Here is a 24,630-nt window from a genome sequence, read left to right as displayed (position 1 = left end):
CCGCGCCTCTCACCGTGCGAGCGGCAGCTCGTGTCACCGTGCGAGCGGCAGCTCGTGGCTGAGGTCGGCCCGCACGCCGCTGGCCCGGACCGCGCCGGAGGCCACCGCGTCGGCCCAGACGACCCGTCCGGTGGCCAACCGCACCCAGGTCAGCGGGTCGGTCTCGATCACGTTCGGCGGGGTGCCACGGGTGTGCCGCGGGCCACCGATGCACTGGACCGCGCCGTACGGCGGGACGCGGACCTCGACCGCATGCCCCGGCGCCCGCTCGGCCAGCGCGTTCAGCAACACTCGGGTCGCGTCACGCAGCACCGACGCGGGCGGGATGGCGCCGGCATCCAGCTCGGCGACGGCGGCCGCGACGGCGGCCGGGTCCGGTCCGCGGGAACGAGTACGGGCGGTCACGGCCGGGACGATACCGTCACGGTACGACGCGACCGCCGAGAGACATCCGCAACTCGGTTGACAGGTCGGGTCGCCAACGCACAGGGAGACAAGGCATAGTTCCGGCGTTGGGACGGACGCAGCTCACAGTGCACCGGAGGCGGTGGAGATGGCAACGCCAGCGCGCACCCGCGGGCGTCGACACCGGGCAGGACTGGCCACGGCGGTCGGCGTCACCGTCGGCCTGCTGCTGGCCGGAGTCGCGGCCAGCCCGGCCGCGGCCGCACCCACCCTGTCCGTCAGCGCCAGCCCGGACACCGTCGACCTGAAGGTCGGCGGCGACAACCGGACGATCAGCATCAACATACAGGCCTCGGAGCCCGCGGAGAACGTCTCGGCGCTGGTGAGCGTGCCGCTCGGCGACTCCGGCGTGACGATCAAGGGTTCCCAGGGCACCGACTGCGTCGCCACCGGGCAGAACCAGCTGAACTGCCCGGTCGGCCACATGGACCCCGGCAAGGCGAAGGCGATCTACGTCACGGTCGCCGCCCCGCAGCAGAGCCAGATCGCGGCCGGCGACAGCCGCAGCGGTACCGGCCAGGTGCAGGTCACCGCGGACGGCGCGCAGCCCGGCTCGGCCTCGTTCAACATGACCCTGTCCAACGACGCGCCGCAGTCGGTCGGGCAGATCTCCGGCTCGGTGGTGTCCGCCAAGGACGGCTCCGCGATCCCGAACGCCAAGGTCACGCTGACCGACAGCGCCGGTACCAGCCGGCAGGCCACCACCAACGGCAACGGCGAGTTCAGCTGGACGCCGAGCAACGACCAGACGCTCGCCGAGGGACAGATCACCGCGACCGTCGAGGTCGACGGGTACAAGCAGGGCAAGCAGAGCCAGAACGGCACCAACGGTCAGCCGCTCGCGTTCCCGCCGTTCAAGCTGGACAAGATCGCCAAGCCGAAGCCGACGAAGACGCACGCCAAGGCGGCCTCGCCGACGCCGAGCGAGGCGCCGAAGGACGACGGCGGCGGGCTCGGCACGATCGTCTGGGTGCTGATCATCCTCGGCGCGTTGCTGGTGGTCGGCGGCATCGTCGCGATCGTCCTGCTGATGCGCAGGAAGGACGACGACGACGGGCCGGGCGGGCCTGGCGGTGACGGGATCCTGCCGTTCGACGACGGCCCGGAACCCACCGGGTACCCGCAGCGCGGCGCCGGTGAGACCTCGGTGATCAACCGGGTGCCGGGCGGCGACGACGCGCCGACGATGGTGCACAACGGGCCGCTGGTCCGCGACGACGGCTACCCGCCGTACGGCAACGCCGGCCAGACCCAGGTCTACGGCGCCGAGGCCGGGCCCACCCCGGGCTACGGCGCGGGGCCCGGGCAGACCCAGGCGTACGGCGCGGACGCCCCCGGCGGCGCGACCCAGGTGTACGGCGGGGAGACCCAGGTGTACGGGGCGCAGCCGCCCGCCGGTCCGCCGGCCGGCGACGCGACCAGCACGTACGGCAGCACCCCGCAGGGACCGACCCAGCCGTGGCAGCAGTCCGACCGCGGCGTCGGCGGAAACTACGAGGGCACCATGTACGGCCGCGGCTCCGGCGCGGCGCCCACCTCCGGTGCGGCCCCGGCCTCCGGCGCGCCGACCAGCGGGTACCCGGGTTCCGGCGCGGCTCCCACCAGCGGCTACCCGGGCGGGCAGCCGACCAGCGGCGCGGGTCCGGCGAGCGGCGGCGGGTACCCGCAGTCCGGCGGCGCGCCGGCCGGCGGCTACGGCCAGGGCAGCGGCTACGGCCCGCCGGCCGGGCAGTACGGCCAGCCGGCAGCCCAGCCGTACGGGCCGGGACAGCAGCAGTACGGGCAGCCGAGCGGCCCGGGCCAGCCGTACGGGGCGGGTCGACAGCAGTACGGCCAGCCGGGGCAGCAGTACGGCCAGCAGCGGCCGGAGCTGAACGAGCCGACCGGCGTCTGGCAGCCCGGCCAGCAGCAGCAACAGCCCCGGCAGCAGCCGCAGCGGCCGGCGCCGCCGTCCGGCGACGAGACTCGGCTGGACCGCAACGACGGCGTCGACTGGCTCGACTGAGCCCGGCTCGCCGCTCCCCGGCGGCCGGCCGATCGTGGCGCGGTCCCGGTGGGTCCACCGACCCGCCGGGCATCGGGGCTCAGCGGGACGCGCGGTGCCGGCGCAGGTCGTGGCCGGCGGTCAGGGTGCCGGCGGCCAGCACGGCGAGCACCACGGCCACCGCGATCGTGCTCGGGTGCACGCCGCTGCGAGCCTCGACGAGCAGGCTCTGCCCGGCGGCCAGGGTCAGCCCGAGGCCGAAGAACAGCAGGGCCACGGACAACCGGCGGGTGCTGGGCAGCGCGGTGGCACCGGAGATGCGGGCCACCAGGGTGCAGCAGCGGAGGGCGACGAACGCGAGCGTGCCCCAGTAGTAGCCGACCAGCACCCCAGCGGCGGGACCGGTGACGTGCCCGGCCACGCCGCTCCAGGCGAGCGCCAGCAGCGCGGCGACCGCGACGGCGGGCGCGGCCAGGGTGCGTACCGCGACGGCGGCGAGGTACCGCAGCGAGGCGGGCCGGAACCGGGGCAGCGGCGAGCCGAGGGCGATGCCGATCAGCAGCGGGACGAGCCACAGGCTGGTGGCCGGGCGGGACGGGTCGGCGGTCCACGCGGTCGACGGGGCGGCAGTACGCAGGGTGAGCACCGTGGCGGCGACGACCGCAAACAACGTGACGGTCAGTACCCGTCGGGTCTGGCCGGCGCGGGTCTCTCCCCAGTCGCTCGGGTGCAGCCAGAGCCGGACCGCGCCGACGAGGGTGTCCGGCCAGGACCGGATGCCCGCTGTGGACACCTCGTGGCTGATGTCGGCGCCCCAGCGTTCCTGGACGGCCGGCGGGTACAGCCGGGTGAGCAGCGTCGCGGCGCTCATGTCGGCGTCGCTCCGAGCGCCCGCAGGCCGGCGGCGGAGACGCGGGCCATCCGCTGGAGTTCGGTGCGCAGCAGGTCGCGGCCGGCGCCGGTGATCTGCATGGTGCGGTGCCGTTCGGTGCCGTCGCCGGCGTCGTCGAGCGGCTGGATCAGCTCGCGCGTCTCCAGCCGGGACAGCGCGCCGTAGAGGCTGCCGGGGCCGAGCCGGCTGCCGGTGAGCTGCTCGATCGCGGCGTTGATCGCGTACCCGTGCAGCGGCCGGTCGGCCAGCACCGTGAGTACGAGCAGCTGGGCGTCGTTGCTGTGCATGACCCTCCTCGGAGGCCCGGGCGGAGGGAGCTGTCGGGCCTCTCGTCCGTCACCCAGCATAGTACGACCCTCGTTGCTACTCGCCTCGTTGCTACTTGCTTCGTACTACGAGGCGCGTACTATGGCTGCCATGGAACCCGCGTACCGGAGGGACCGCGCCGCCGTGGCCGCGATCTGCGCCAGCCTGCTCGCGGCCGGCGCGTTCGAGGCACCGACCGTGCTGGCCACCCAGGACAGGACCGTGTGGGCGGCGAGCCCGTGGCGGGACGACCCGTACCACGCGGTGCTCGGGCTGGCCGAACTCGCCGTCCCGGCGCTCGGACTGCTGATCGTGCTGCGGCTGTTCGGGTGGCGCGCACCCGGCAGGTCCGACCGCGGCCAGCAGACGGTGCGCGCCGCCGGCACCATGACCGCGCTGGCCGGCGCCGCGCTGGCGTTCGAATGGGCCGCCGTGCTCGCCGGCGCGCACGCCGCCGCCCGGACCGGCTGGACGTCCCTGCTGATCGCCGGGCTGGTGGTGACCTCGCTGCTGACGGCCGCGGCCGGGGTGCTGCTCGCGCGGTGCCGCTGGCCGCGCGGGTCGGCCCGCCGGTGGCGGCACGACTGGCTCGGTGACGCCGCCCTGCTGTGCCGGTGGACACCCCTGCCGCGCCGCTGGATCGGCCCGGCCGCCGTCGCCGCCGTCCGCCGGCACGCGCTCACCGGGTTCGTCGCGGCGAGCGCGCTGGCCGCGGCCGGCGTCGCCGGCGCCCAGGCGATCGGCGAGCAGCTCACCGACCCGCTCCTCGTCGCCTGGTACTTCGTCGTCGAGGCGACCAGCCTGATCGCCTTCTGCCTGGTCAGCAACGCGATCGCGGGGTTCGTGGTGCGACCGGCGCGCGGCCGGGTCCGGCGGGCGGCCGAGGCGGCGCTGGTCACCGGCGGCCTCGCGACCATCCTCGCGGTGGCGTTCCGCGACGTCGCCCGGGCCGCGCTCGGCGCCGGCCCGGTCGCCTCGGTACCGACCCTGGTCGGGCTCACGCTCGGGGTCGGGCTCGGCGTCGCCGTGCTCACCACGGCCGTGCTGCTCGTCCGTACCCAAGACTCCAGCGAAAGGGCAACCGGATGACAGCCATGATCAGCGCCGAACACCTCACCAAGCGGTACGGGCGGCACCCGGCCGTCCGCGACCTCGACCTCGCCGTCGAGGCCGGGCAGGTCTGCGCGCTGCTCGGACCGAACGGCGCCGGCAAGACCTCCACCATGCGGATGCTGCTCGGTCTGTCCACACCGGACAGCGGTCGGGCCCGGATCCTGGGCGAACCGGTACGGCTCGGCGCCCCGGTGCTGCGCCGGGTCGGCGTACTGATCGACGGGCCCGCGTTCGTTCCGCACCTGTCCGGAACCGCCAACCTGCGGCTGCTGTGGTCGGCGGCGGGCCGGACCTGGCCACCGCCCGGCCTCGACGCCGCACTGGAGCTGGCCGGGCTCGGCGCCGCGCTGGACCGGAAGGTACGCGGCTACTCGATGGGGATGCGGCAACGGCTGATGCTCGCGCAGGCCCTGATGCGGCAGCCGGACGTGCTGATCCTCGACGAGCCGGCCAACGGACTCGACCCGGCCGAGGTCCGCGCGCTGCGCGAACACCTCGCCGCGCTCGCCCGGCAGGGCGCCGCCGTCCTCGTCTCCAGCCACCAGCTCGCCGAGGTGCAGCAGCTCGCCACCCACCTGGTGGTACTGAACCGCGGCCGGCTGGTGGCGGCCGGGCCGATGGCCGACCTGGTCGGCACCGCCGGATCGCTGGAAGAGGCGTTCCTGACCATGACCGGAGAAGAGGACGAGCGTGCTGCGCGTTGAACTGACCACCCAGCTGTGGCGCATCCGTACCCTGATCGCGCTGGCCTGCCTCGCCGCGGTACCGGTCGCGGCCGGGGTGGCGACCGCCGGCAACGCCGGGCACCGCAACGGCGGGTCGACCGGCCTGTTCGGCGCGGCCAGCTACTCCGCGCTCAACCACGCCGTCGCCAGCCTGGCGTTCCTGGAACCGTTGCTGCTGCCCGTCGTGGTCGCGCTGCTGGGCAGCGCGATCGGCGCCGCGGACCGGGACTGGGGGACGCTGCGCTACCTCTACGTCGCGCCGGTCAGCCGGCGGCGGCTGCTCACCGGCAAGCTCGCCGCGCTCGGCGTCGCCACCGCCGCCGCGACGCTGTGCGTACCGCTGGCGGGCCTGCTGACCGGCCTCGTCCTGTTCGGCTGGCACCCGTTCCACGTGGTCGGCGCGGCGAACCTCACCGCCGGCGAAACCGCGGTACGGGTGTCGATCGCCTGCGGCTACAACCTGCTCTGCATGCTGAGCATCGCCGCGATCGCGTTCGCGCTGGGCATCCTGCTGCCCCGCGGCGCCGAGGCGCTCGGCGCGTCCGTCGCCTTCGTGATCGCGGCCAGCGTCCTGAACGGCACCCACCTGCTGCGCGCCGTCCAGCAGGTGCTTCCGGTGCACTACTGGCAGCTGTGGACCACGCTGTTCGATCCGGCCGGCACCGCGCACCTCGGTACCGGCGTGCTGGTCCAGCTCGGCACCATCGTGCTCGCCGTCGGGGTCGCGCTGCTCGTCCTGTTCCGCCGCGACCCAGCCGCCTGACCACCGGCGACCGGCGGCCTCAGCGGGCGCGGGGGACCCGGCCGCCGGTGAAGACGCCGGACCGCAGCACCGGCACCTCGGCGCTGACGTCACGCTCGACCGCCAGCTCGACGTCGGCGCCGAAACCGTAGTCGGCCAGTTCCCGGCCGGAGGCACAGCCCCGGACGGCGGCCGGCACGTCCGGCATCCCGTACAGCACGGCGACCGCCGCGGCGGCCTCGACGGACAGCTCACCGCCGGTCAGCCCGTCCAGTACCGCGGCGGCGCCGAGCAGGTCCTCCACGCTCGGGCGGAGCGTGCCGTCCGGCCAGCGCTCCCCGGCGGCGATCACCCCGATCGGGGCGTCCGGCGTCCCGTACCCGTCGGAACGCAGCAGGTCGGCGACCGCACCCGCGTTGCGCAGGCACCCGGCGAGCACCGGGATGCCGCTGGACTGCGCCGCCGCACAGATGGTCGCGCCGTTCGGCGACGGCAGCACCAGATCGGGCACCACCGGCGCGGTACGCAACGCCGACGGCGACAGCGACCACGGGCGCTGCGGTGTCGTCGCCGAGCGGCCCACCGCGACCGCCGCACCGATCCGCTGCGCGTACTGCTCGGCCTGGTCGTTCCACGGGAACGGGTGCACCCGGAAGCCGCGCTCGACCGCGACGGTGACCGACGTGGTGAACGACAGCACGTCGACGACGACCAGCACCGCGCACACCCGGCTCAGCTCGGCCGCGCCCGCCAGCCCCCACTCGAACCGGACGCCCGCACCGGGCTGGGTGAACACCGACTCGGTCATGCCGCGAAATTACCGCCGGTCATGGGGGGTCGCGCGGGGATTTCCGGTGCCGTCGATCACGGGAGTATCCGTAGCTGGGGCTGCGGTGCTCCCGGGTGAACGCTCGCCGTCCCGCGGGTGGTGCGGTGGTGCGGCCACCTTCGTGCGCCGGGCTCCGGGGGTGCGGGTGTGAAGGCCACCTCTGTTCGCCGGGCTCCGGGGTGCGGGGGTGAAGGCCACCTCTGTTCGCGCTTTGACCCCGCGTGGGGGAGCGTGGGGAGGGGGACTTCGCCCCCTCCCCACACCCCTCCCCCGCTAAGGGGGCCGTCGCCCCCTTAGCGATCCCCCGCCGGACAAACAGAGACGAGATCCGGACCCCGCCTGGCCCGCTTCGGAAGGTCGGGGCCCGGTGCCCGGGGCCTGACCCCGCCTGGCTCGCTTCGGAAGGTCGGGGCGTGGCGGGTGGGGCGGTGGTGGGAATGCCGGACCGGACCCCGCCCTTGTTCGACGGTTGCTCGGCGGCGAGGGGCAGCCGTTCCGGGGGCTGGGTGGGGGATCGCCAAGGGGGCTTTTCCCCCTTGGCGGGGAAGGAGCGCGAGGAGGGGGCGAAGCCCTCTCCTCGCATCCCCCCACGCGGGGTCCAGCCGCGAACAGAGGTGGCCTTCACCCTCCAGCCACCAGCGAATCAACGCCAGTCGCCAGCGAATCAGCGCCAGTCGCTAGTCGCCAGCGTCAGTCGTCAGCAGCCAGCACGGCCGCCTCCGCCGCGGCACCGAACAGCGCCGGAAGCGTCCCCGACCAGGCGGTCCGCAGCTCCTCCAGCGGCACGCTGAACTGGTCCGCCACCGCGAGCGCCCGGCTCTCCGGGTCGATCATGCCGATGCCGGTCCACGGCACCCGATGCTCGGCGCAGAGCGCGGTGAACGCGGCCTGCATGCCCCGCGGTACCGACACGACCACCCGGCCGGACGACTCGGAGAACAGGAACACGAACGGGTTCGAGCCGTCGGTGAAGCCGTCCGGGAGCCGCACCTGGATGCCGGTGTCGTGCCGCAGGCAACCCTCGACGAGCGTCATCGCGAGGCCGCCGTCGGACACGTCGTGCGCCGCGGTGATCAGCCCGTGCGAGCCGGCGGAACGCAACAGCTCGGCGAGCCGCCGCTCGTGGTCGAGGTCGACGGTCGGCGGGGTACCGCCGAGGTGACCGTGCACGGTCGCCGCCCACTCCGAGCCGGACAGCTCCGGCTTCGTTTCGCCGAGCAGGATCAGCAGGTCACCGCGGCCGTCCGGGCTCGGCGCGAGCCCCATCGGGATGCGCTGCCGGACGTCCGGCAGCAACCCCAGCACGCCGAGAACCGGCGTCGGGTCGATCGGGGTACGCCCGGTCTGGTTGTAGAAGCTGACGTTGCCGCCGGTGACCGGGATGCCGAGCTGCTGGCAGCCGTCGGCGATGCCGCGGACCGCCTCGGCGAACTGCCACATCACCTCCGGGTCCTCCGGGCTGCCGAAGTTGAGGCAGTCGGTCACCGCGATCGGTTCCGCACCGGTCACCGCGACGTTCCGGTACGCCTCGGCCAGCGCCAGCTGCGCCCCGGAGTACGGGTCGAGCCGGGCGTAGCGCCCGTTGCCGTCGGTGGCGAGCGCGATGCCGAGGTTCGACTCCTCGGACAGCCGCAGCACGCCGGCGTCCTCCGGCTGCGCCAGCACGGTGGAGCCCATCACGTACCGGTCGTACTGCTCGGTCACCCAGGTCTTGTCCGCCAGGTTCGGCGCGGCGACCATCCGCAGCAGCGTGTCCCGCAGCTCGTCCGGGGTGGACGGCCGGGGCAGCGTCTCGGCCACGTCGGCGGTGAGCAGCACCCGGTCGGCCGGCTCGCGCAGCGGGCGCGCGTACACCGGGCCGTCGTCGGCGAGGCTGGCCGGCGGGGCGTCCACCACGGTCTCGCCGTGCCAGCGGATCGTCAGCGGGTCGCCGACGCCGGTGACGGTGCCGAGCGCGGTGGCGAGCACGCCCCACTTGGCGCAGACGGCGAGCACCGCGTCGAGCTTCGGCGGCTCGACGACGAGCAGCATCCGCTCCTGCGACTCGGAGGCCAGCACCTCGTGCGGGTCCATCGACGCCTCGCGCAGCGGCACCCGGTCGAGGTCGATCAGCATGCCGGTGTCGGCCGCCGCGGCGGTCTCGGACAGCGCGCAGGTCAGGCCGGCGCCGCCGAGGTCCTGGATGCCGGCGACCAGACCCGCGTCGTACAGCTCCAGGCAGGACTCGATCAGCAGCTTCTCCATGAACGGGTCGCCGACCTGCACCGACGGGCGGCGCTGCTGGCTGGTCTCGTCGAAGGTGGCCGACGCGAGCACCGAGACGCCGCCGATGCCGTCCCGGCCGGTCTTCGCCCCGACCAGCACGACGATGTTGCCCTCGCCCTCGGCTTCCTTGCGCTGCAACCGATCCACCGGCAGCACCCCGACCGACAGCGCGTTGACCAGCGGGTTGCCCTGGTAGCAGGAGTCGAAGACCAGCTCGCCGCCGATGTTGGGCAGCCCGAGGCAGTTGCCGTAGGTGGAGATCCCGGCGACGACGCCGGGCAGCACCCGGGCGGTGTCCGGATGGTCGGCCGCGCCGAACCGGATCTGGTCCATCACCGCGATCGGCCGGGCGCCCATGGCGAGGATGTCGCGGACGATGCCGCCGACCCCGGTCGCCGCGCCCTGGTGCGGCTCGACGTAGCTCGGGTGGTTGTGGCTCTCCACCTTGAAGGTGACGGCCAGCTCGTCGGAAACCCGCACCACGCCGGCGTTCTCGCCGATGCCGGCGAGCATCCGGGTGTTCTGCGGCGCCTTCTCGCCGAACTGTCGCAAGTGGACCTTGCTGCTCTTGTACGAGCAGTGCTCGGACCACATGATCGAGTACATCGCGAGCTCGGACTGGGTCGGCCGGCGGCCGAGGATCTGCCGGATCCGCTCGTACTCGTCGTCGGCGAGGCCGAGTTCCGCGTACGGCTGGGGCTGCTCCGGCGTGTCGGCCGCGTGCGGCACGGTGTCCAGCACGGGCTTCTCGCTGTCAGTCATCGTTCTCCTACCGCCGATCCCGACCCGCCGCGGGCACCGCCGCGCCGAGGTGCGCCAGGACGGCCGTGAAGAGGCCGAGGCCGTCGGTGGACGGGCCGGTCAGCGCCTCGACCGCGTGTTCCGGGTGCGGCATCAGGCCGACCACGTTGCCGGCCGCGTTGCGCACCCCGGCGATGTCGTGCTGCGAACCGTTCGGATTGCCCCGCAGGTACCGGAAGACGACCCGGCCGGTGGTCTCCAGCTCCTCCAGGGTGGCCGGATCGGCCACGTAGCAACCCTCGCCGTTCTTCACCGGGATGAGGATCTCCTCGCCCGGCTGGTACGCGTTGGTCCAGGCGGTGTCGGTCTGCTCGACCCGCAGCCACTGGTCCCGGTTGCGGAAGTGCAGGTGCTGGTTGCGGGTGAGCGCACCGGGCAGCAGGTGCGCCTCGCACAGGATCTGGAAGCCGTTGCAGATGCCCAGCACCGGCAGCCCGGCGTTCGCGGCGTCCACGATGGACATCATGGCCGGGGAGAACCGGGCGATCGCGCCGCAGCGCAGGTAGTCCCCGTAGGAGAAGCCGCCGGGCAGCACGACCGCGTCGACCCCGTGCAGGTCCGCGTCGTCGTGCCAGAGCGCGACCGGTTCGGCCCCGGACAGCCGGATCGCGCGCTGCGCGTCCCGATCGTCCAGCGAGCCGGGGAACGTGACGACCCCGATCCGGCTCACTGCCCGTCCCCGCCCTCGCCCTCGGCCGCGGCGGCCGGTGGTACGGCGTCCGCCGCGGCAGCGCCGTCGGCGGGTGCGGCCGCCCCGGCCGGCGCGGCGGCCTCGACCGGGCGGGCCGGCACCAGCGGGGTACCGGGGTCGAGCCGGCGCGGCGCGACCACCGCCGGCACGTCCGGCTCCACCGGGTCCAGGCCGGAGATCGCGTCGATGGCGCCGGCCGGTGCGGCCCGCCCCGCCTCCTCGACCCGGACGGTGAAGTCCTCGATCACCGGGTTGGCGAGCAGCGCATCGGCGAGCTGCCGGGCCTTCGCCAGGTCCGGCTCACCGGTGAACTCGATCTCGACCCGCTTGCCGATCCGCACCGAGGCGACGTCGGTGACACCCAGCCGGGGCAGCGCGCCCGCGACCGCCTGACCGGCGGGATCGAGAATCTCGGGTTTGAGCATGACGTCGACGACCACGCGAGCCACGCGACGCTCCTGTCGAAATAGTTGCCGGGCACGAGCGCGCTCAGCGTATCTCGCCGGCTACCTCGCCCCGTCGCCGGCCGACCCGGGAAACCGGCCGATACGGTGCGGCAACGCCGGAAACGCCGGGCCCGCCGCGGCGAGGGTCGGGCGGCTCACTCGGACCTGGCGCCGGTGATTCGCTCGAAACCGCCCACGTAGCGGTCCCGGGTGGCAGCGACGACCTCGTCCGGCAGTTCCGGCCCGGGCGCCTTCTTGTCCCATCCGGACGACTCCAGCCAGTCCCGCAACGGCTGCTTGTCGTACGAGGGCTGCGCCCGGCCCGGCCGCCACGTCTCGGCCGGCCAGAACCGCGACGAGTCCGGCTTCGGTACCTCGTCGGCGAGCCGCAGGGCGCCGTCCGCGTCGCCACCCCACTCGACCTTCGTGTCCGCCAGGATGATGCCGCGCGGCTCGCAGACCGCCGCACCGCGGCGGAGCCGTTCGTCCGCGTCTGTCCGATGTGTTGCGCCTCGCTGAGAGACTTGCCTGGACCCCGCGACGAGGAAGTGACATGGCACCGCTAAGAAACGAACTGACGGTTGCGGCGGCGTGGATCCGCGTGGCGTACGGGGTCGGCGCGGCCGGCCTGGTGACGCTGAGCTTCCGCCCGCCGTTCGGCCCCAGCGCGGAGCGGTTCGACGGCGAGGTCACGGTCACCCGGCATGGCAGCCTCTGGCACGACGCGCACGACCGGTACAGCTGGGCGGTGCCGATGCTGCTGTGCCTGCTGGCGGCGGTCATGTTGCTGGCCGTCGCGGTGCCGCGGCGGGCGCCGAACCGGGGTCACCTGGTGGCGATCCTGTTCCCGACCGGGTTTCTCGCCGCGATGCTCTTCGGCCGGGCCGGCACCTGGACCCTCGACGGCAAGTGGGCACCACTCACGCCCACCGGCGTGCTCACCGCGTTGCTGTCCAGCAGCCTGTTCGTGTTGGCGTTCGCGCACATCATGATCGTCTGGCGGCAGTCTGTGCGGGCGGAGCGTCAGAGGATCGGGGCGGGGGTGTAGGCGGCGGCCTCCGGATGCGCGTCGAGGATCGGCCGGACTCGCGCCAGTACCGCGTCGACCTGGGCGACCGCCGCCCCGGTGAACGCGGCCGGGTCGGCGACCAGCGCGTCGATGTCGGCGCGGGTGAGCGGCAGCCGGTCGTCCGCGGCGAGCCGGTCGAACAGGTCGTTGCTGCTCGCCTCGCCGCGCAGCGCGAGCGCCACCGCCACCGCGTGCTCCTTGATCACCTCGTGCGCCTGCTCCCGGCCGACGCCCCGGCGTACCGCGGCGACGAGGATCTTGGTGGTGGCCAGGAACGGCAGGTACCGGTCGAGTTCGCGGGCGACGACGGCCGGGTAGGCGCCCAGCTCGTCCAGCACCGTCAGCAGCGTCTGGAACAGCCCGTCGGCGGCGAAGAACGCGTCCGGCAGCGCGACCCGGCGCACCACCGAGCAGGACACGTCGCCCTCGTTCCACTGGCCGCCGGCCAGTTCCGCGGTCATCGAGGCGTACCCGCGGAGGATGACGGCGAAGCCGTTGATCCGCTCGCAGGAGCGGGTGTTCATCTTGTGCGGCATCGCCGAGGAGCCGACCTGGCCCTCCTTGAAGCCCTCGGTGACGAGCTCCTGGCCGGCCATCAGCCGGATCGTGGTGGCCAGCGACGACGGCGCCGCGGCGGCGTGCACCAGCGCGGACACCGCGTCGTAGTCCACGGAGCGCGGGTAGACCTGGCCGACCGAGTCGAACACGTGCGCGAAGCCGAGGTGCGCGGCGACCCGGCGTTCCAGCTCGGCGAGCTTGCCGGGGTCGCCGTCGAGCAGGTCGAGCTGGTCGGCGCCGGTACCGACCGGGCCCTTGACGCCGCGCAGCGGGTACCGGTCGAGCAGCTCGGTCAGCCGCGCGTACGCCCCGAGCAGTTCCTCGGCGGCGCTGGCGAACCGCTTGCCCAGCGTGGTGGCCTGCGCCGGCACGTTGTGCGAGCGGCCGACCATGACCAGCGTCTGGTACTCCGCGGCGCGGCGGGCCAGCCGGCCCAGCGCGGCGACGACCCGATCCCGGACCAGCGCGAGCGAGTCGCGCACCTGCAGCTGCTCGACGTTCTCGGTCAGGTCGCGGCTGGTCATCCCCTTGTGCACGTGCTCCAACGAGGATCGCGAGTCGCTGGTCGGCGACTCGCGACCCTCGCCGGCCAGCGCCACGAACTCCTCGATGCGCGCCTTGACGTCGTGCCGGGTGACCCGCTCGCGCTCGGCGATCGAGTCGAGGTCCACGTCGTCGAGCACCTTCTGGTACGCCTCGACGACGCCGTCCGGCACGCTCACGCCGAGGTCGCGCTGCGCCTTCAGCACCGCGAGCCAGAGCCGCCGTTCCAGCGTCACCTTGTACGCCGGGGACCAGAGCCGGACCAGCTCCGCCGACGCGTACCGCGCCGCCAGCACGTTCGGGACCTGGGGTTTCGCCGCTGAAGTCACGGCCCCATTCTCCCCGACCCGCGGGTCGCGCCGACGCCGGGAGTCAGTTCAGGGCGAGTACCTCGTCGGCGGCGACGGCACTGGCCAGCTGGTTCGCCAGCCACCGGAACGGGGCGATGCCGGCCTGGTCGGCGGCGGTGTGCATCTCGGGGTGCCACTGCACGCCGAGCAGTGGCCGGTCGACTCCGACGACCGCCTCGACCAGGCCGTCGGACGCGTGCGCGGCGACGGACAGTCCCTCCCCGAGCGCGGCGACGCCCTGGTGGTGGTAACTGTTGGTGCTGATCTGCTCGGCGCCGGCCAGCGCGGCCAGCGCCGGGTCGGTGATCGTGACCTCGTGGTACGCCGGCTGCCACATGTCGTCGGGGTGCCGGCGGCCGTCCCGGAACTCGCTGGAGTGCACCAGCTCCTCGGAACGTTCCGGCAGGTGCTGGTGCATCGAGCCGCCGAGCGCGACGTTGAGCACCTGCATGCCGCGGCAGATGCCGAGGATCGGCAGGCCGCGCTCGAACGCGGCGCGGACCAGCCCGAACTCGAACGCGTCCCGGTGCGGTTCCAGCTTGGCCAGCGGGTGCGCCGGCGCGCCGTACAGCTCCGGTCCGATGTCCGCACCGCCGGTCAGCACCAAACCGTCCAGCATGGACAGATAGTCGTCATGCAGTTGCTCAGAGTGCGCAGGAATCGGGACCGGCAGCATGCCGCAGTCGCGCACCCAGCCGAGATACGTACCGGGAGTGATGTCGAGGTGGCGCGGGCCGAAGCCGAGTTCGCGGGACTTCTGAGCCCCGACGGTGTATCCGGTGACCCCAACGACCGGCCGACGCACGGCACTACCTCCGACACCTGGTTCGATTTGTAGATAAGCAAAGCAGCGCCAGCGACGATACCGCGCCTGGGAAGATTCGCCACCCACACTCTGAGAACACTTCACCAGAACGTGGAAGGGCGGGGTGCGTCCCGGTCACCAGCGGAAATCTCCGGACACGAGTTCGTCACTCGACGTGATGCGGGAGACATGTTCGGGTCGCCCTTGGAGGTACCGGCAGGCAGGGGCCCAGCCCGCTCGCCGGGCTCAGGTTCGCAGCGCGGGATCGGTGACGACGCCGGCCAGGTCGGCCGCGGCGAACGGGAAGTCGACGCTGGCCAGCACCGACTCGGTCAGCAGCACCCGCGACCCGTCGGGGCGCAGCAGCGCCGCGGCTCGCTCCACCGCACCGCCGGCCGGCACCTCGTACGAGACCAGCTGGCCACCCTTCGCTTTCGCAGCGTGACAGTACGAGGTCGGGCCGGCGGCGGCGCACAGCTGCCGCGCGTCGAGACGGTCGCCGCCGGGCAGCGTCACCAGCAGCGCCAGCCGCGGCGCACCGGGCTGGCCGGGCACCGTCCAGTCCGCGTACCAGGCGTCCGCGGCGCCGGCCCGCGCGTCCGGCAGCCGGCTCGGCCCGGCCGCCGACACCGCCAGCGGCACCGGCGCCCGGTACGCCCGCAGCGCGGCGCCGCCGGGCAGGTCGGCCCGCAGCGCGGTGTCCAGTGCTGCCCGCCGGGTGCCCGCCGCTGGGCCGTGCCGGTGGGGCCGGGCCGACCGCAGCGCCGCCGGTACCGGCGCGGTGAGCGCGGCGCTCGTCGCCGCCCGGGTGAGCGCGGCGCGGTCGTAGCCGTACCGGCCGGTCGTGCTGCGGTCGCCGACCCGCACCGCGAGATGCGCGCCGCGCAGCTGCGTCGCCCACCGCGTGTCGCCGGCGGTGTAGGTCGCGACCCGCGTCCCGTACGGCCCGGGTGCGACCCGGCACCGCTGCCCGGCCGGGCACACCGGCAGCGGCCCGGTCGAGTAGGTCAGCGCCAGCCGGACCTCCTCGGTCCGGCCATCCACAGTGGACTCCCAGGTGCCGTACCAGGCGGTCGCCGAGCCGGCCGCGGTGGCCGGCAGCGCCGTGTTCCCGTCGGCCGGGTACAGACTGCGTAGCGTCAGACCCGATCCGTGCGGCAAGGCCGCCCGCAGCGCCGCGTCCAGCCGGTCCGCCGTCGAGCCGCCCCGCTCGGCCGGAGCCGGCCGGGACCCGGTGCGGTACCAGGTGCCGACCACCGCACCGGCCAGCACCAGCACCATCAGGGCGGCGGTGCCGACCAGCGCGCCGAGCCGGCGGCGCCGGCGGTCCCGCCGGCCGGCGACGATCAGGCTGGCGGAGCTGACCCGCATCGGCGGCTCGCCCGCACGCACGTAGTCGTCCAGCGCGTCCCGCAGCGGCTCGTCCCCGGCGGGCCAGGGTTCGCCGACGGCGTGCAGCGGCTCTGCTCCGGAGTACGACGGTTCACCGGCGGCGTCCGGCGGCTCTGCTCCGGAGTACGACGGTTCACCGGCGGCGTCCGGCGGCTCGGCCCCGAGGTGCAGCGTCGACCGCTCCTCCGCTGGGCGCCACCGGCTCGACATCCGGCCCGTCGGATGCCACCGGCTCGACATCCGGCCCGTCGGATGCCACCGGCTCGACATCCGGCCCGTCGGATGCCAGCTGCCCGGCGGCGGGTCACCGGCTCGGTCGTGCGGCAGGTCGTCACGCATCGTCATCGTCCGGACAGCACCCGATCACCGAGCGCGGTCCGCAGCGCCTGCACACCGCGCGCGGTCTGGCTCTTCACGGTGCCCTCGGCGACGCCGAGCAGCTCCGCCACCTCGGCGACCGACTGGTCCTCCAGGTAGCGCAGCACCACCATGGCGCGTTGCCGGGGCGACAGCAGCGCGAGTGCCCGCGCCAGGTCGATCCGGTCCTCGGTGCCCGGCGCCGCCGCCACCCGCTCCGGCACCTCCGGTACCACCTGCTCCCGCCACGCGCCGCGGCGGCGGGACAGGAACAGGTTGAGCAGGGTACGCCGCGCGTACGCGTCGACGGTGGGCCGGCGGATGGTGCGCCAGTGCCGGTACAGCCGGACGAACGTGGACTGCACGAGATCCTCGGCGGTGTGCCAGTCGCCGCACAGCGCGTACGCCATCCGGCGCATCGCCTGGCCGCGCGCGGCGAAGTACTCCGCGAACTCGCGCTCCGCGTCCACCGTCACCTCCCGCCGACGACGGCAGGCTACCGGGTCGGGCCGCCCGCCGGCATCCACCGACGGGTCCGCTACCGCGCGGCACCCTCGCCGGCGGGTACGACCCCGACCGCAGCCACGGCGTCGCCGGTCGACCGGCGACGCCGACACGCGATCTCGGCTCGACAGGGACCGGTGACTCGACGCGGGATCTCGGCTCGACGCGGGACGGGGACCCGACGCGGGATCTCGACTCGACGCGGGTCGGGTGACTCGACGCGGGATCTCGGCTCGGCACGGGACGGTGACTCGACGCGGGACGGGGACTCGACGCGGGTCGGTGACTCAGTGCGGGATCGTGACGGTGCCCTGCACGGCGGCCAGCGCGATGTCGGACCGGCGCTGGCCGCCCGGCATCGTCACCGACTCGGCCAGCCGGTACGCGGCGGCGCGGGCGGCGGCGAGATCCACCCCGGTGCCGGTCGTGGCAAGCACCCGACCGCCCGCCGACACCAGCGCACCATCGGCCCGCCGCGCGGTACCCGCGTGCACCACGCCGGGGGCGTCGGCGCCGCTGATCACCGCACCGGTCTCCGGGGTACCCGGGTAGCCGGCGGACGCCAGTACGACCGTCACCGCGGAGCCCTCCCGCCAGGTCAGCGGCGGATGCTCGGCGAGCCGGCCGGTGGCCGCGGCGTACAGCAGGCCGGCCAGCGGGGTGGTCAGCAGCGGCAGGACCGCCTGCGTCTCCGGGTCGCCGAACCGGGCGTTGAACTCGATCACCTTCGGGCCGTCCGCGGTCAGCGCGAGGCCACAGTAGAGCAGCCCGCTGAACGGGGCGTTGCGGGCGCGCAGCTCGCCGAGCAGCGGCTGCACCACGTCGCGCAGCACGTCGTCGGTGAGCGTCGGCGGCGCCCACGGCAGCGGCGCGTACGCACCCATGCCGCCGGTGTTGGGGCCGGCGTCGCCGTCGCCGATGCGCTTGAAGTCCTGCGCCGGCAGCAGCGGCATCGCGGCCGTCCCGTCGGTGACCACGAACAGCGACACCTCGGGCCCGGCCAGGTACTCCTCCACCACGACGCGGCCGTCGGCGGGCGCCAGGCAGCCGTCGGCGTGCTCCAGCGCCGCGTCCCGGTCGTCGGTGACCACCACGCCCTTGCCGGCGGCCAGCCCGTCGTTCTTCACCACGTACGGCGCGCCGAACTCGTCCAGCGCCGCCGCCACCGCGCCGCGATCGGCGCAGCTGCGGGCCCGCGCGGTGGGTACCTTCGCGGCGACCATCACGTCCTTCGCGAAGGCCTTCGAGCCCTCCAGCCGGGCCGCCGCGGCGGACGGGCCGAAGCAGGCGATGCCGGCCGCCCGGACCGCGTCGGCGACGCCGGCCACCAGGGGCGCCTCCGGGCCGACCACGACCAGGTCGGCGCGGACCTCGGTGGCCAGCGCGGCGACCGCGGCCGGGTCGGTCGCCGCGACCTCGCGCAGCTCCGCCACCTCCGCCATCCCCGGGTTGCCCGGGGCGCAGACCAGCAGTTCCACCGCCGGGTCGGCGGCCAGTGACAGCGCCAGCGCGTGCTCGCGCCCACCCGTCCCGATCAGCAGTACCCGCATGCCGGCAGCCTACGTTCCCGCCGCCGGCCCGATGCGCGCCGGGCGCACCACCGGGCCACCCCGGCGGGCGGGTCGGCACGGCGTTCCCGGCCGGACCCGTTACAGCAGGTCGTGGCGGACGATGGTCTGGTCCCGCCGAGGGCCCACCCCGACGATCGAGACGGGCGCCCCGGCGAGCTGCTCGACTCGCTCGACGTAGCGCTGCGCGTTCGCCGGCAGGTCCTCGAACTTCCGGATGTCGGCGAGATCCTCCCACCAACCGTCCAGGTACTCGTAGATCGGCTTGGCGTGGTGGAAGTCGGTCTGCGTCATCGGCATCTCGTCGTGCCGGGTGCCGTTCACGTCGTACGCCACGCACAGCGGCACCCGCGGCAGCCCGGACAGGATGTCCAGCTTGGTCAGCACCAGGTCGGTCAGCCCGTTGACCCGGGTCGCGTACCGGGCGACGACGGCGTCGAACCAGCCGGTGCGGCGCGGCCGGCCGGTGGTCACCCCGTACTCGCCGCCGACCTTGCGCAGGTGCTCGCCGTTCTCGTCGAACAGTTCGGTGGGGAACGGCCCGGCGCCGACCCGCGTCGCGTACGCCTTGGAGACGCCGACGACGCGGTCGATCCGGGTCGGCGGGATGCCGGAGCCGACCGCGGCGCCGCCGGAGGTCGGGTTCGACGAGGTGACGAACGGGTAGGTGCCGTGGTCCAGGTCGAGCATCGTCGCCTGGGCGCCCTCCATCAGCACCGTCTTGCCGGCGGTCAGCGCCTGGTCGAGCACCAGCCGGGTGTCCGCGATGTACGGGCGGAGCCGCTCGGCGTACTCCAGGTACTCGGCGCACACCGCGTCCGCGTCGATCGCCTTGCGGTTGTAGACCTTGACCAGGACCTGGTTCTTCTCCCGCAGCGCGCCCTGCAGCTTCTGCGCCAGGATGCCCGGGTCGAGCAGGTCCTGCATCCGGATCCCGATCCGGGCGATCTTGTCGCCGTACGACGGGCCGATGCCGCGGCCGGTGGTGCCGATGCGCTGCACGCCCAGGTACCGCTCGGTCAGTTTGTCCATGATCCGGTGGTACGGCATGATCAGGTGCGCGTCGGCCGACACGAGCAGGTTGTCGGTGTCGACGCCCCGGGCGGCGAGGCCGTCCATCTCCTCCAGCAGCGCCTTCGGGTCGACCACCACGCCGTTGCCGATGATCGTCACCACGCCGGGCGTGATCACCCCGGACGGCAGCAGGTGCAGCGCGAACTTCTCGCCGTCGGGAGTGACGATGGTGTGCCCGGCGTTGTTGCCGCCCTGGTATCGCACCACATAGTCGATTCGGTCCCCGAGCTGGTCGGTTGCCCGACCCTTGCCCTCGTCGCCCCACTGTCCACCGACGACAACGATCGCTGGCATGCGTCCGCCCTCCTGGCGCCTCCCGCTACACCGGAACCATAGAGGTCGCGGCCGAGTGCGCTGCCGGCGCCCACCGGCAGGACCAGGTGCTGGGCGGCCAACCGAGCGCTGGGCGGCAACCGAGCCCTGCGCCGGCAACGAAGCTTCGGACCCGCAACCGAACGCTGGGCCGGCAACCGACCCTGACGCCGGTCGCTCGCGCGTGGCCTGCCACCGTGGTACCGAGCGACAGCCGGCCCGCGGGCCGGCGTACGGGAGGAACGACGTGGGCGACCAGGTGGTACTGCTCGGCCTCGGCCAGGGCGACAACGCCGGCGGTGACTGCGACAGCTGCGGTACCGGCGCGGCGAGCTGCGACGCCGACCGGACGGGCGGCGACCCGGGCGCCGACGGCGCGGGCTGCGGATCCGGCGGCTGCGCCGGCCACGGCGGCGCCCCCACGCCGCGCGCCGCGGTGCTCGCCTGCCGGGACGCGCTGCGGGCCGGGGGAGCCGAGGTCCGGCTGGTGGAGGCGAACTCGGATGCCGAGATCGACACCGTACTGACCGAGACGGTGCTGGCCGACGGCAAGCTCGTGGTGGTCGGCAACGACGACGGCGAGGCGCGGGCGGTGGTGCGCCGGCTGGTCCGCCGCTGCGCGCCGCGGCCCAGCAAGCGCCCCGCCGACCTGCCCACCGACCGCACCCTGCCGGACCTGCCGCCGATCGGGCTGCTGTCGCTCGACCGCGGCGGTACCGACGATCTGGTCGCCCGGCTCGGCCTGCCCCGCGACCCGGCCGAGGTGGCCGCGGCGGTGCTGGCCGGGCGTACCGCCCGGTTCGATCTGCTGCGTACCGATGCCGGGTCGGTGACGCTGCACGGCGCGCTGCTCGGCGGCGCCGACGAGAGCGGCCGGCCGGTGTCCTGGCGTGCCGTGGTCAACGTGGACGACGCGGTGCTGTCCGACGGCACCGACCCGGTGCTGCTGTGCACGGTGGTCAACGCGCCGGGCTCCGGCTACGCGGAGGTCGACGGGCTGCCGCTGGTCACCGCCGCGGACCCGGCCGACGGCTCGGTCGACGTCGCGGTGGCGGTCCTGCGCTACGTGGGCCGGCGCTGGCTGGGCAACCGGCGCGCCCGGGTCGAGGTGCGCCGGGCCCGCGGCCGGGCGGTCGCCGTGACCCCGACCGAGGACGTACCGTTCGTCGACGACGCGGTGACGGGCACGCTGACCCGTAAGCGCACCTGGTGGATGGAACGCGGTGCGTGGGCGGTGTACCGATAGATCTGCTAGATCTGCACCACTCTGACTCGGCTACATCTGCATCGGTCGGACGAATGCCCGACAATATCGAGTAGTGCGCTCACCGTCCGCGACCACCCGTCGCGGACCGTACAGGTCACAGGGGGAACTGGTGGAGGATTCCCGCACCGGTCGGCAGTCGACCTCGTCGCCCGCGGATGACGGTGCCCGGACCACCGTCCCGCCACGCCGGGACGACGTCGCGGCATCCGGTGCGCCGAACGACGGCGCACCCGGGCCGTGGCCACCGGTACCGTCCGGCGGTGTCGCCGACGATCCGACCCCGACCGCGCAGCTGACCGACGCCGCCGGCCCGGCGGCCGGGCCGGATGCGCCGCCGGACGCGCCCTGGCCGCCGCCGGCGCCGGACACCGAGGGCTGGTCCGCCAGCGAGCCGGGCGACGCGGGCTGGCCGGTCGCCGACACCAACCCGTGGTCACCGTTCTCCGAGCCGGCCCCGGCCCACGGCGCCGGCACCGACTGGCCCGCGTTCCAGCCCGCCGACGGCCGGCCGAGCACCGCCGACTGGTCGCAGCAGCCGGCCGGCGGCGACACCGGCTGGCCGGAGCCGCCGGACGTCGACCCGTTCGCCGGCGCGGGCGCCGGGTGGCCGCAGTTCACCGGCCCGGCGGCCGCCTCGCCGCCCGCCGGGCAGCCCGACGCCCGGACCGGCCAGCCGGGTGGCGCGCCGCCCGCCGCCTCCACCGACCTGCCGTACGACCACGCGCAGGACGGCGTCTTCGACCAGCTGGCCCTGCCGCCGCTGCCGGACTCGCAGCCCGGCTCGGCCCGGAACCAGGGCGAGCCGGCGGGTCGAAGCCCCGACCAGGGCGTCGCGGGGGCACCGGCCCCGGGCCCCAACGGGTACGGCCCGAGCGCGGCGCAGCAGCCCGTCCTGCCCCCGGCCGCCGAGGGCGGGGGCGCACCCCTGCCGGGCGCCGAGGGCCTGGCCGGGTCGCCGCAGGCCGGCGGCATGGCCGCCCCGGGCCAGGGCACCCCGCTGCCGGGACCGGCCGGCCCGGCTCAGGGTGGGGTGTCGAACCAGGCCGCGGGCCCGCCGGCCGGCCCGGCGCAGCCGGGTGGGCCGCAGTGGCCGGCGGCACCGCAGCCGGCCCCGGACGCGTTCCCGCCGGACGGCTTCGCCCAGCAGCAGTGGGGCGCGGGCCCACCGGCCGGCCAGCAGTGGGACGCCGCCCAGCAGTACCCGACCGGCCAGCCCCCGCAGGCCGCTCAGCAGCCGCAGTACCCGATGCCGGGCGCGGACCACGCACCGACCGCGGACGACTTCGCGCAGCGGCGGGCCGCCCGCCCCAGCGATCCGGTCGCCACCCAGGGCGTCCGGCGGGCGATGCGGGTCGGTTCGTTCGGGCTGATGAAGCTCGGGCCGGGCCGCAAGGAGCAGGAGCAGCGGCACGCGGTGGAGATGGTGCGGCGCAACTTCGGCGGGCTGCGCCAGATCACCGTGATCAACCCGAAGGGTGGCGCCGGCAAGACCGTCGCGGTGCTGATGGTCGCGATGATGTTCGGCCAGAAGCGCGGCGGCTACGTGCTGGCCTGGGACAACAACGAGACCCAGGGCACCCTGGGGATGCGCGCCGCGCAGGACTTCCACAACCGGACGGTGCGTGACCTGCTCCGCGACCTGGCCCACTTCCGCGGCCCGACCGGCCGGGTCGGCGACCTCTCCCAGTACGTGCGGTCCCAGGGCGAGGCGATGTTCGACGTGCTGGCGTCGGACGAGTCGGCGACCGCCGGCGAGATGCTGACGGCGCAGGCGTTCCACGACATCCGCGAGGTGGTCAGCCGGTTCTACAAGCTGATCGTCGTCGACACCGGGAACAACGTGCGCGCGGCGAACTGGCAGTCCGCGATCGACGCGACCGACCAGCTGGTGGTGTGCATGTCGGCGCGCAACGACTCGGCCGAGACCGCCGCGCGGGCGCTGGACCACCTGGAGCAGACCGGGCGGCACGATCTGGTCCGGCGCGCGGTCACCGTGGTCTCGATGCCGGCGCACCGCAAGGACCTCGACCTGCCGGCGGTGCAGCGGCACTTCTCGGCGCGGACCCGGGCGGTGTTGCTCGCGCCGTACGAGAAGCTGCTCGACTCGGGTGAGCCGATCCGCTACGCGGGCCTGACGCAGTCCAGCCGGGACGCCTGGCTGAAGATCGCCGCGGCGGTGGCCGAAGGTCTCTGACCTCAGTTGATCGGGTCGAGCGGGATGGCGTGCCGGGCGGCGTGTTCGGTGCCCCAGTCGTACAGCGACTGCAGCACGGGGGCGAGGCTGGCGCCCTCGTCGGTCAGCCGGTACGAGACGGGCGCCGGCACCCCGTCGTGCACGGTGCGGGCGACGAGCCGGGCCCGCTCCAGCTCCCGCAGCCGCTGGGTGAGCATCTTCTCGCTGACGTCGGGCATCCGGCGGCGCAGCTCGCCGTAGCGGTGCACGCCCTCCTTCAGGTGCGCCAGGATCACCGCCGTCCACTTGTGCCCGAGGACGTCCATGGTCAGCTCGACCGGGCAGTGGTAGCCGCGCGCGGCGCTCACCGGGCACGCACCGAAAAGTGCGTTCTTGCGGCCGCGCCGGCGCGATGCTTCGCTGGTTTCATGATCATCGAGTACACCCGCTATCGGATTCCGGTCGGCGACGCCGAGGTGTTCGAGTCCGCGTACGCCCGCGCCGCGGTGCCGCTCGCCAGCGCACCGCAGTGCGTCGACTACGAACTGACCCGCTGCGACGACGACCCCGAGTCGTACGTCCTGCGCATCACCTGGACCTCCGCCGCCGATCATCTCACCGGCTTCCGCAGCAGCCCCGCCTTCCGGGCGTTCTTCGCCGAGATCAAGCCGTACGTCGCGGCCATCCAGGAAATGCGCCACTACACCCGGACCGCCGTGGCCGGCCGCGGCGCCGCCGCCTGACCCCCCGTACCTGCGCCAAGCGCCCCCTTCCCGGCGCCCAGGAGGTTGCCGTTCGGTTGGGTTTTCGGGGTTGGGTCTTCTCTCGGATCAGCTGAATCCGCCGGCTCAGGGCGACGCTGGCAAGGCGGAGCGGGGCGCCGTGTGCGTAGTTTGCACACAAGTCCCGCGACAACGCCGCCAGCGTCGTCCTGAGCCGAGCGGATCAGCCGTCGAGGGCGTCGGCGGCGGAGGGATCGCAGTCGCGCAGGAAGGTGGCGCAGCGGGCCGCCTCGTCGGACTCGCCGATCTGGTCGGCGGCCTGCCCGAGCGCGTGCAGGCAGCGCAGGAAGCCGCGGTTCGGCAGGTGCGACCACGGCACCGGGCCGAACCCCTTCCAGCCGTTGCGGCGCAGCTGGTCGAGGCCGCGGTGGTAGCCGGTGCGCGCGTACGCGTACGCCGCGACGACCTCGCCGTTCCCGAGGGCGCGCTCGGCCAGCTCGGCCCAGGCCGCGCTGTACGCCGGGAAGTGCGCCGCGACCGCGGTGACGTCACCGCCATCGCGCACCGCCGCGTCCAGTTCGGCGGCCGGCTCGGGCTCCTCGGCCAGCAGGGTCGCCGGCGGCTCGGGCATCAGGTTCTGGTGCGACACGCTCATCCCGCCAATCGAAACGACATCT

Annotated in this window: 22 protein-coding genes and 2 pseudogenes; 8 read left to right on the top strand and 16 right to left on the bottom strand. The window is 74.4% G+C overall.

The annotated features are described in order from the left end of the window. Window positions 1-33: 33 nt before the first annotated feature. Window positions 34-405, bottom strand: a complete 372-nt coding sequence (locus tag Athai_RS32625; protein ID WP_239157304.1) for a sterol carrier family protein — start codon at window positions 403-405, stop codon at window positions 34-36. A gap of 148 nt (window positions 406-553) precedes the next feature. Between Athai_RS32625 and Athai_RS32620 the strand changes: the two genes are divergently transcribed. Further along, complete coding sequence (locus Athai_RS32620) at window positions 554-2,470, top strand: carboxypeptidase-like regulatory domain-containing protein (protein ID WP_203965030.1); 1,917 nt, start codon at window positions 554-556, stop codon at window positions 2,468-2,470. 79 nt (window positions 2,471-2,549) lie between these two features. Here Athai_RS32620 and Athai_RS32615 read toward each other — a convergent pair whose 3' ends face one another. Both Athai_RS32615 and Athai_RS32610 read right to left on the bottom strand, forming a co-directional pair. After that, window positions 2,550-3,320 carry a hypothetical protein gene (locus tag Athai_RS32615; RefSeq protein WP_203965029.1) on the bottom strand — a complete coding sequence of 257 codons (771 nt, stop codon included), beginning with the start codon at window positions 3,318-3,320 and terminating at the stop codon, window positions 2,550-2,552. Then, window positions 3,317-3,628: a PadR family transcriptional regulator gene (locus Athai_RS32610; RefSeq protein ID WP_203965028.1), complete on the bottom strand. Its 312-nt coding sequence runs from the start codon at window positions 3,626-3,628 to the stop codon at window positions 3,317-3,319. Before Athai_RS32610 ends, Athai_RS32615 begins: the two co-directional genes overlap by 4 nt. A 130-nt stretch (window positions 3,629-3,758) precedes the next feature. On the opposite strand from Athai_RS32610, the gene Athai_RS32605 reads away from it, so the two are divergent. From Athai_RS32605 to Athai_RS32595, 3 genes are read left to right on the top strand one after another with little or no spacing between them, the layout of a single operon-like run. Continuing rightward, the gene (locus Athai_RS32605; RefSeq protein WP_203965027.1) at window positions 3,759-4,736 is read left to right on the top strand and encodes a hypothetical protein; all 978 of its coding nucleotides are present in this window, start codon (window positions 3,759-3,761) and stop codon (window positions 4,734-4,736) included. Then, on the top strand, window positions 4,733-5,464 hold the full coding sequence (locus Athai_RS32600; RefSeq protein ID WP_203965026.1) for an ABC transporter ATP-binding protein: 732 nt from the start codon (window positions 4,733-4,735) through the stop codon (window positions 5,462-5,464). Before Athai_RS32605 ends, Athai_RS32600 begins: the two co-directional genes overlap by 4 nt. Further along, on the top strand, window positions 5,451-6,248 hold the full coding sequence (locus tag Athai_RS32595; protein WP_203965025.1) for an ABC transporter permease: 798 nt from the start codon (window positions 5,451-5,453) through the stop codon (window positions 6,246-6,248). The genes Athai_RS32600 and Athai_RS32595 overlap by 14 nt, the downstream gene beginning before the upstream one ends. A gap of 19 nt (window positions 6,249-6,267) precedes the next feature. Here Athai_RS32595 and Athai_RS32590 read toward each other — a convergent pair whose 3' ends face one another. From Athai_RS32590 to Athai_RS32570, 5 genes and pseudogenes are all read right to left on the bottom strand, one after another. After that, window positions 6,268-7,035, bottom strand: coding sequence for a 2-phosphosulfolactate phosphatase (locus tag Athai_RS32590; protein WP_203965024.1), 768 nt, complete (start codon window positions 7,033-7,035; stop codon window positions 6,268-6,270). 711 nt (window positions 7,036-7,746) lie between these two features. Further along, the gene (gene purL, locus Athai_RS32585) at window positions 7,747-10,083 is read right to left on the bottom strand and encodes a phosphoribosylformylglycinamidine synthase subunit PurL (RefSeq protein ID WP_203965023.1); all 2,337 of its coding nucleotides are present in this window, start codon (window positions 10,081-10,083) and stop codon (window positions 7,747-7,749) included. A gap of 7 nt (window positions 10,084-10,090) precedes the next feature. Further along, window positions 10,091-10,792, bottom strand: coding sequence for a phosphoribosylformylglycinamidine synthase subunit PurQ (gene purQ, locus Athai_RS32580; protein ID WP_203965022.1), 702 nt, complete (start codon window positions 10,790-10,792; stop codon window positions 10,091-10,093). 236 nt (window positions 10,793-11,028) lie between these two features. Then, a pseudogene (purS, locus tag Athai_RS32575) lies at window positions 11,029-11,262 on the bottom strand (phosphoribosylformylglycinamidine synthase subunit PurS); the annotation flags it as partial. Between the two features lie 152 nt (window positions 11,263-11,414). Continuing rightward, window positions 11,415-11,735 (bottom strand): annotated as a pseudogene (locus Athai_RS32570) (phosphoribosylaminoimidazolesuccinocarboxamide synthase); the annotation flags it as partial. 77 nt (window positions 11,736-11,812) lie between these two features. Here Athai_RS32570 and Athai_RS32565 point away from each other — a divergent pair. Continuing rightward, a complete protein-coding gene (locus Athai_RS32565; RefSeq protein ID WP_203965020.1) occupies window positions 11,813-12,307 on the top strand; it encodes a hypothetical protein in 495 nt (164 codons plus the stop codon). Here the strand turns inward: Athai_RS32565 and purB are convergent. The 6 genes from purB to Athai_RS32535 form a co-directional block, all read right to left on the bottom strand. Then, on the bottom strand, window positions 12,283-13,758 hold the full coding sequence (purB, locus tag Athai_RS32560; protein WP_203965019.1) for an adenylosuccinate lyase: 1,476 nt from the start codon (window positions 13,756-13,758) through the stop codon (window positions 12,283-12,285). The two genes, Athai_RS32565 and purB, sit on opposite strands and share 25 nt — an antisense overlap. Window positions 13,759-13,801: 43 nt before the next feature. Further along, a complete protein-coding gene (locus Athai_RS32555) occupies window positions 13,802-14,584 on the bottom strand; it encodes a gamma-glutamyl-gamma-aminobutyrate hydrolase family protein (protein ID WP_203965018.1) in 783 nt (260 codons plus the stop codon). Window positions 14,585-14,830: 246 nt separating this feature from the next. Further along, the gene (locus tag Athai_RS32550; RefSeq protein WP_203965017.1) at window positions 14,831-16,321 is read right to left on the bottom strand and encodes a hypothetical protein; all 1,491 of its coding nucleotides are present in this window, start codon (window positions 16,319-16,321) and stop codon (window positions 14,831-14,833) included. After that, a complete protein-coding gene (locus Athai_RS32545) occupies window positions 16,318-16,803 on the bottom strand; it encodes a SigE family RNA polymerase sigma factor (RefSeq protein ID WP_203965016.1) in 486 nt (161 codons plus the stop codon). Before Athai_RS32545 ends, Athai_RS32550 begins: the two co-directional genes overlap by 4 nt. A gap of 321 nt (window positions 16,804-17,124) precedes the next feature. Next, window positions 17,125-18,387, bottom strand: coding sequence for a phosphoribosylamine--glycine ligase (gene purD / locus Athai_RS32540; protein ID WP_203965015.1), 1,263 nt, complete (start codon window positions 18,385-18,387; stop codon window positions 17,125-17,127). A 99-nt stretch (window positions 18,388-18,486) separates the two neighbouring features. Further along, entirely contained in the window at window positions 18,487-19,773 is a 1,287-nt protein-coding gene (locus Athai_RS32535; RefSeq protein ID WP_203965014.1) for an adenylosuccinate synthase, read from the bottom strand. A gap of 265 nt (window positions 19,774-20,038) precedes the next feature. Between Athai_RS32535 and Athai_RS32530 the strand changes: the two genes are divergently transcribed. Both Athai_RS32530 and Athai_RS32525 read left to right on the top strand, forming a co-directional pair. Continuing rightward, window positions 20,039-21,037 carry a diacylglycerol kinase family protein gene (locus Athai_RS32530; protein ID WP_239157303.1) on the top strand — a complete coding sequence of 333 codons (999 nt, stop codon included), beginning with the start codon at window positions 20,039-20,041 and terminating at the stop codon, window positions 21,035-21,037. Between the two features lie 130 nt (window positions 21,038-21,167). Further along, complete coding sequence (locus tag Athai_RS32525; protein ID WP_203965013.1) at window positions 21,168-23,252, top strand: MinD/ParA family ATP-binding protein; 2,085 nt, start codon at window positions 21,168-21,170, stop codon at window positions 23,250-23,252. A gap of 2 nt (window positions 23,253-23,254) precedes the next feature. Here the strand turns inward: Athai_RS32525 and Athai_RS32520 are convergent, their stop codons facing one another. After that, window positions 23,255-23,599, bottom strand: a complete 345-nt coding sequence (locus Athai_RS32520; protein WP_239157302.1) for a winged helix-turn-helix transcriptional regulator — start codon at window positions 23,597-23,599, stop codon at window positions 23,255-23,257. Between the two features lie 60 nt (window positions 23,600-23,659). On the opposite strand from Athai_RS32520, the gene Athai_RS32515 reads away from it, so the two are divergent. Further along, window positions 23,660-23,974 (top strand): putative quinol monooxygenase, encoded by a 315-nt coding sequence (locus Athai_RS32515; protein WP_203965012.1) that lies wholly within the window; start codon window positions 23,660-23,662, stop codon window positions 23,972-23,974. A 202-nt stretch (window positions 23,975-24,176) separates the two neighbouring features. On the opposite strand, the gene Athai_RS32510 is transcribed toward Athai_RS32515, so the two are convergent. Further along, complete coding sequence (locus tag Athai_RS32510; RefSeq protein ID WP_203965011.1) at window positions 24,177-24,608, bottom strand: DUF3151 domain-containing protein; 432 nt, start codon at window positions 24,606-24,608, stop codon at window positions 24,177-24,179. Between the last annotated feature and the right edge of the window lie 22 nt (window positions 24,609-24,630).

The sequence above is a fragment of the Actinocatenispora thailandica genome (assembly GCF_016865425.1).
Classification (GTDB): Bacteria; Actinomycetota; Actinomycetes; order Mycobacteriales; family Micromonosporaceae; genus Actinocatenispora; species Actinocatenispora thailandica.
The sequence above is the reverse complement of the archived record's forward strand: the minus strand, read 5'-3'. Positions and strand labels throughout refer to the sequence as shown.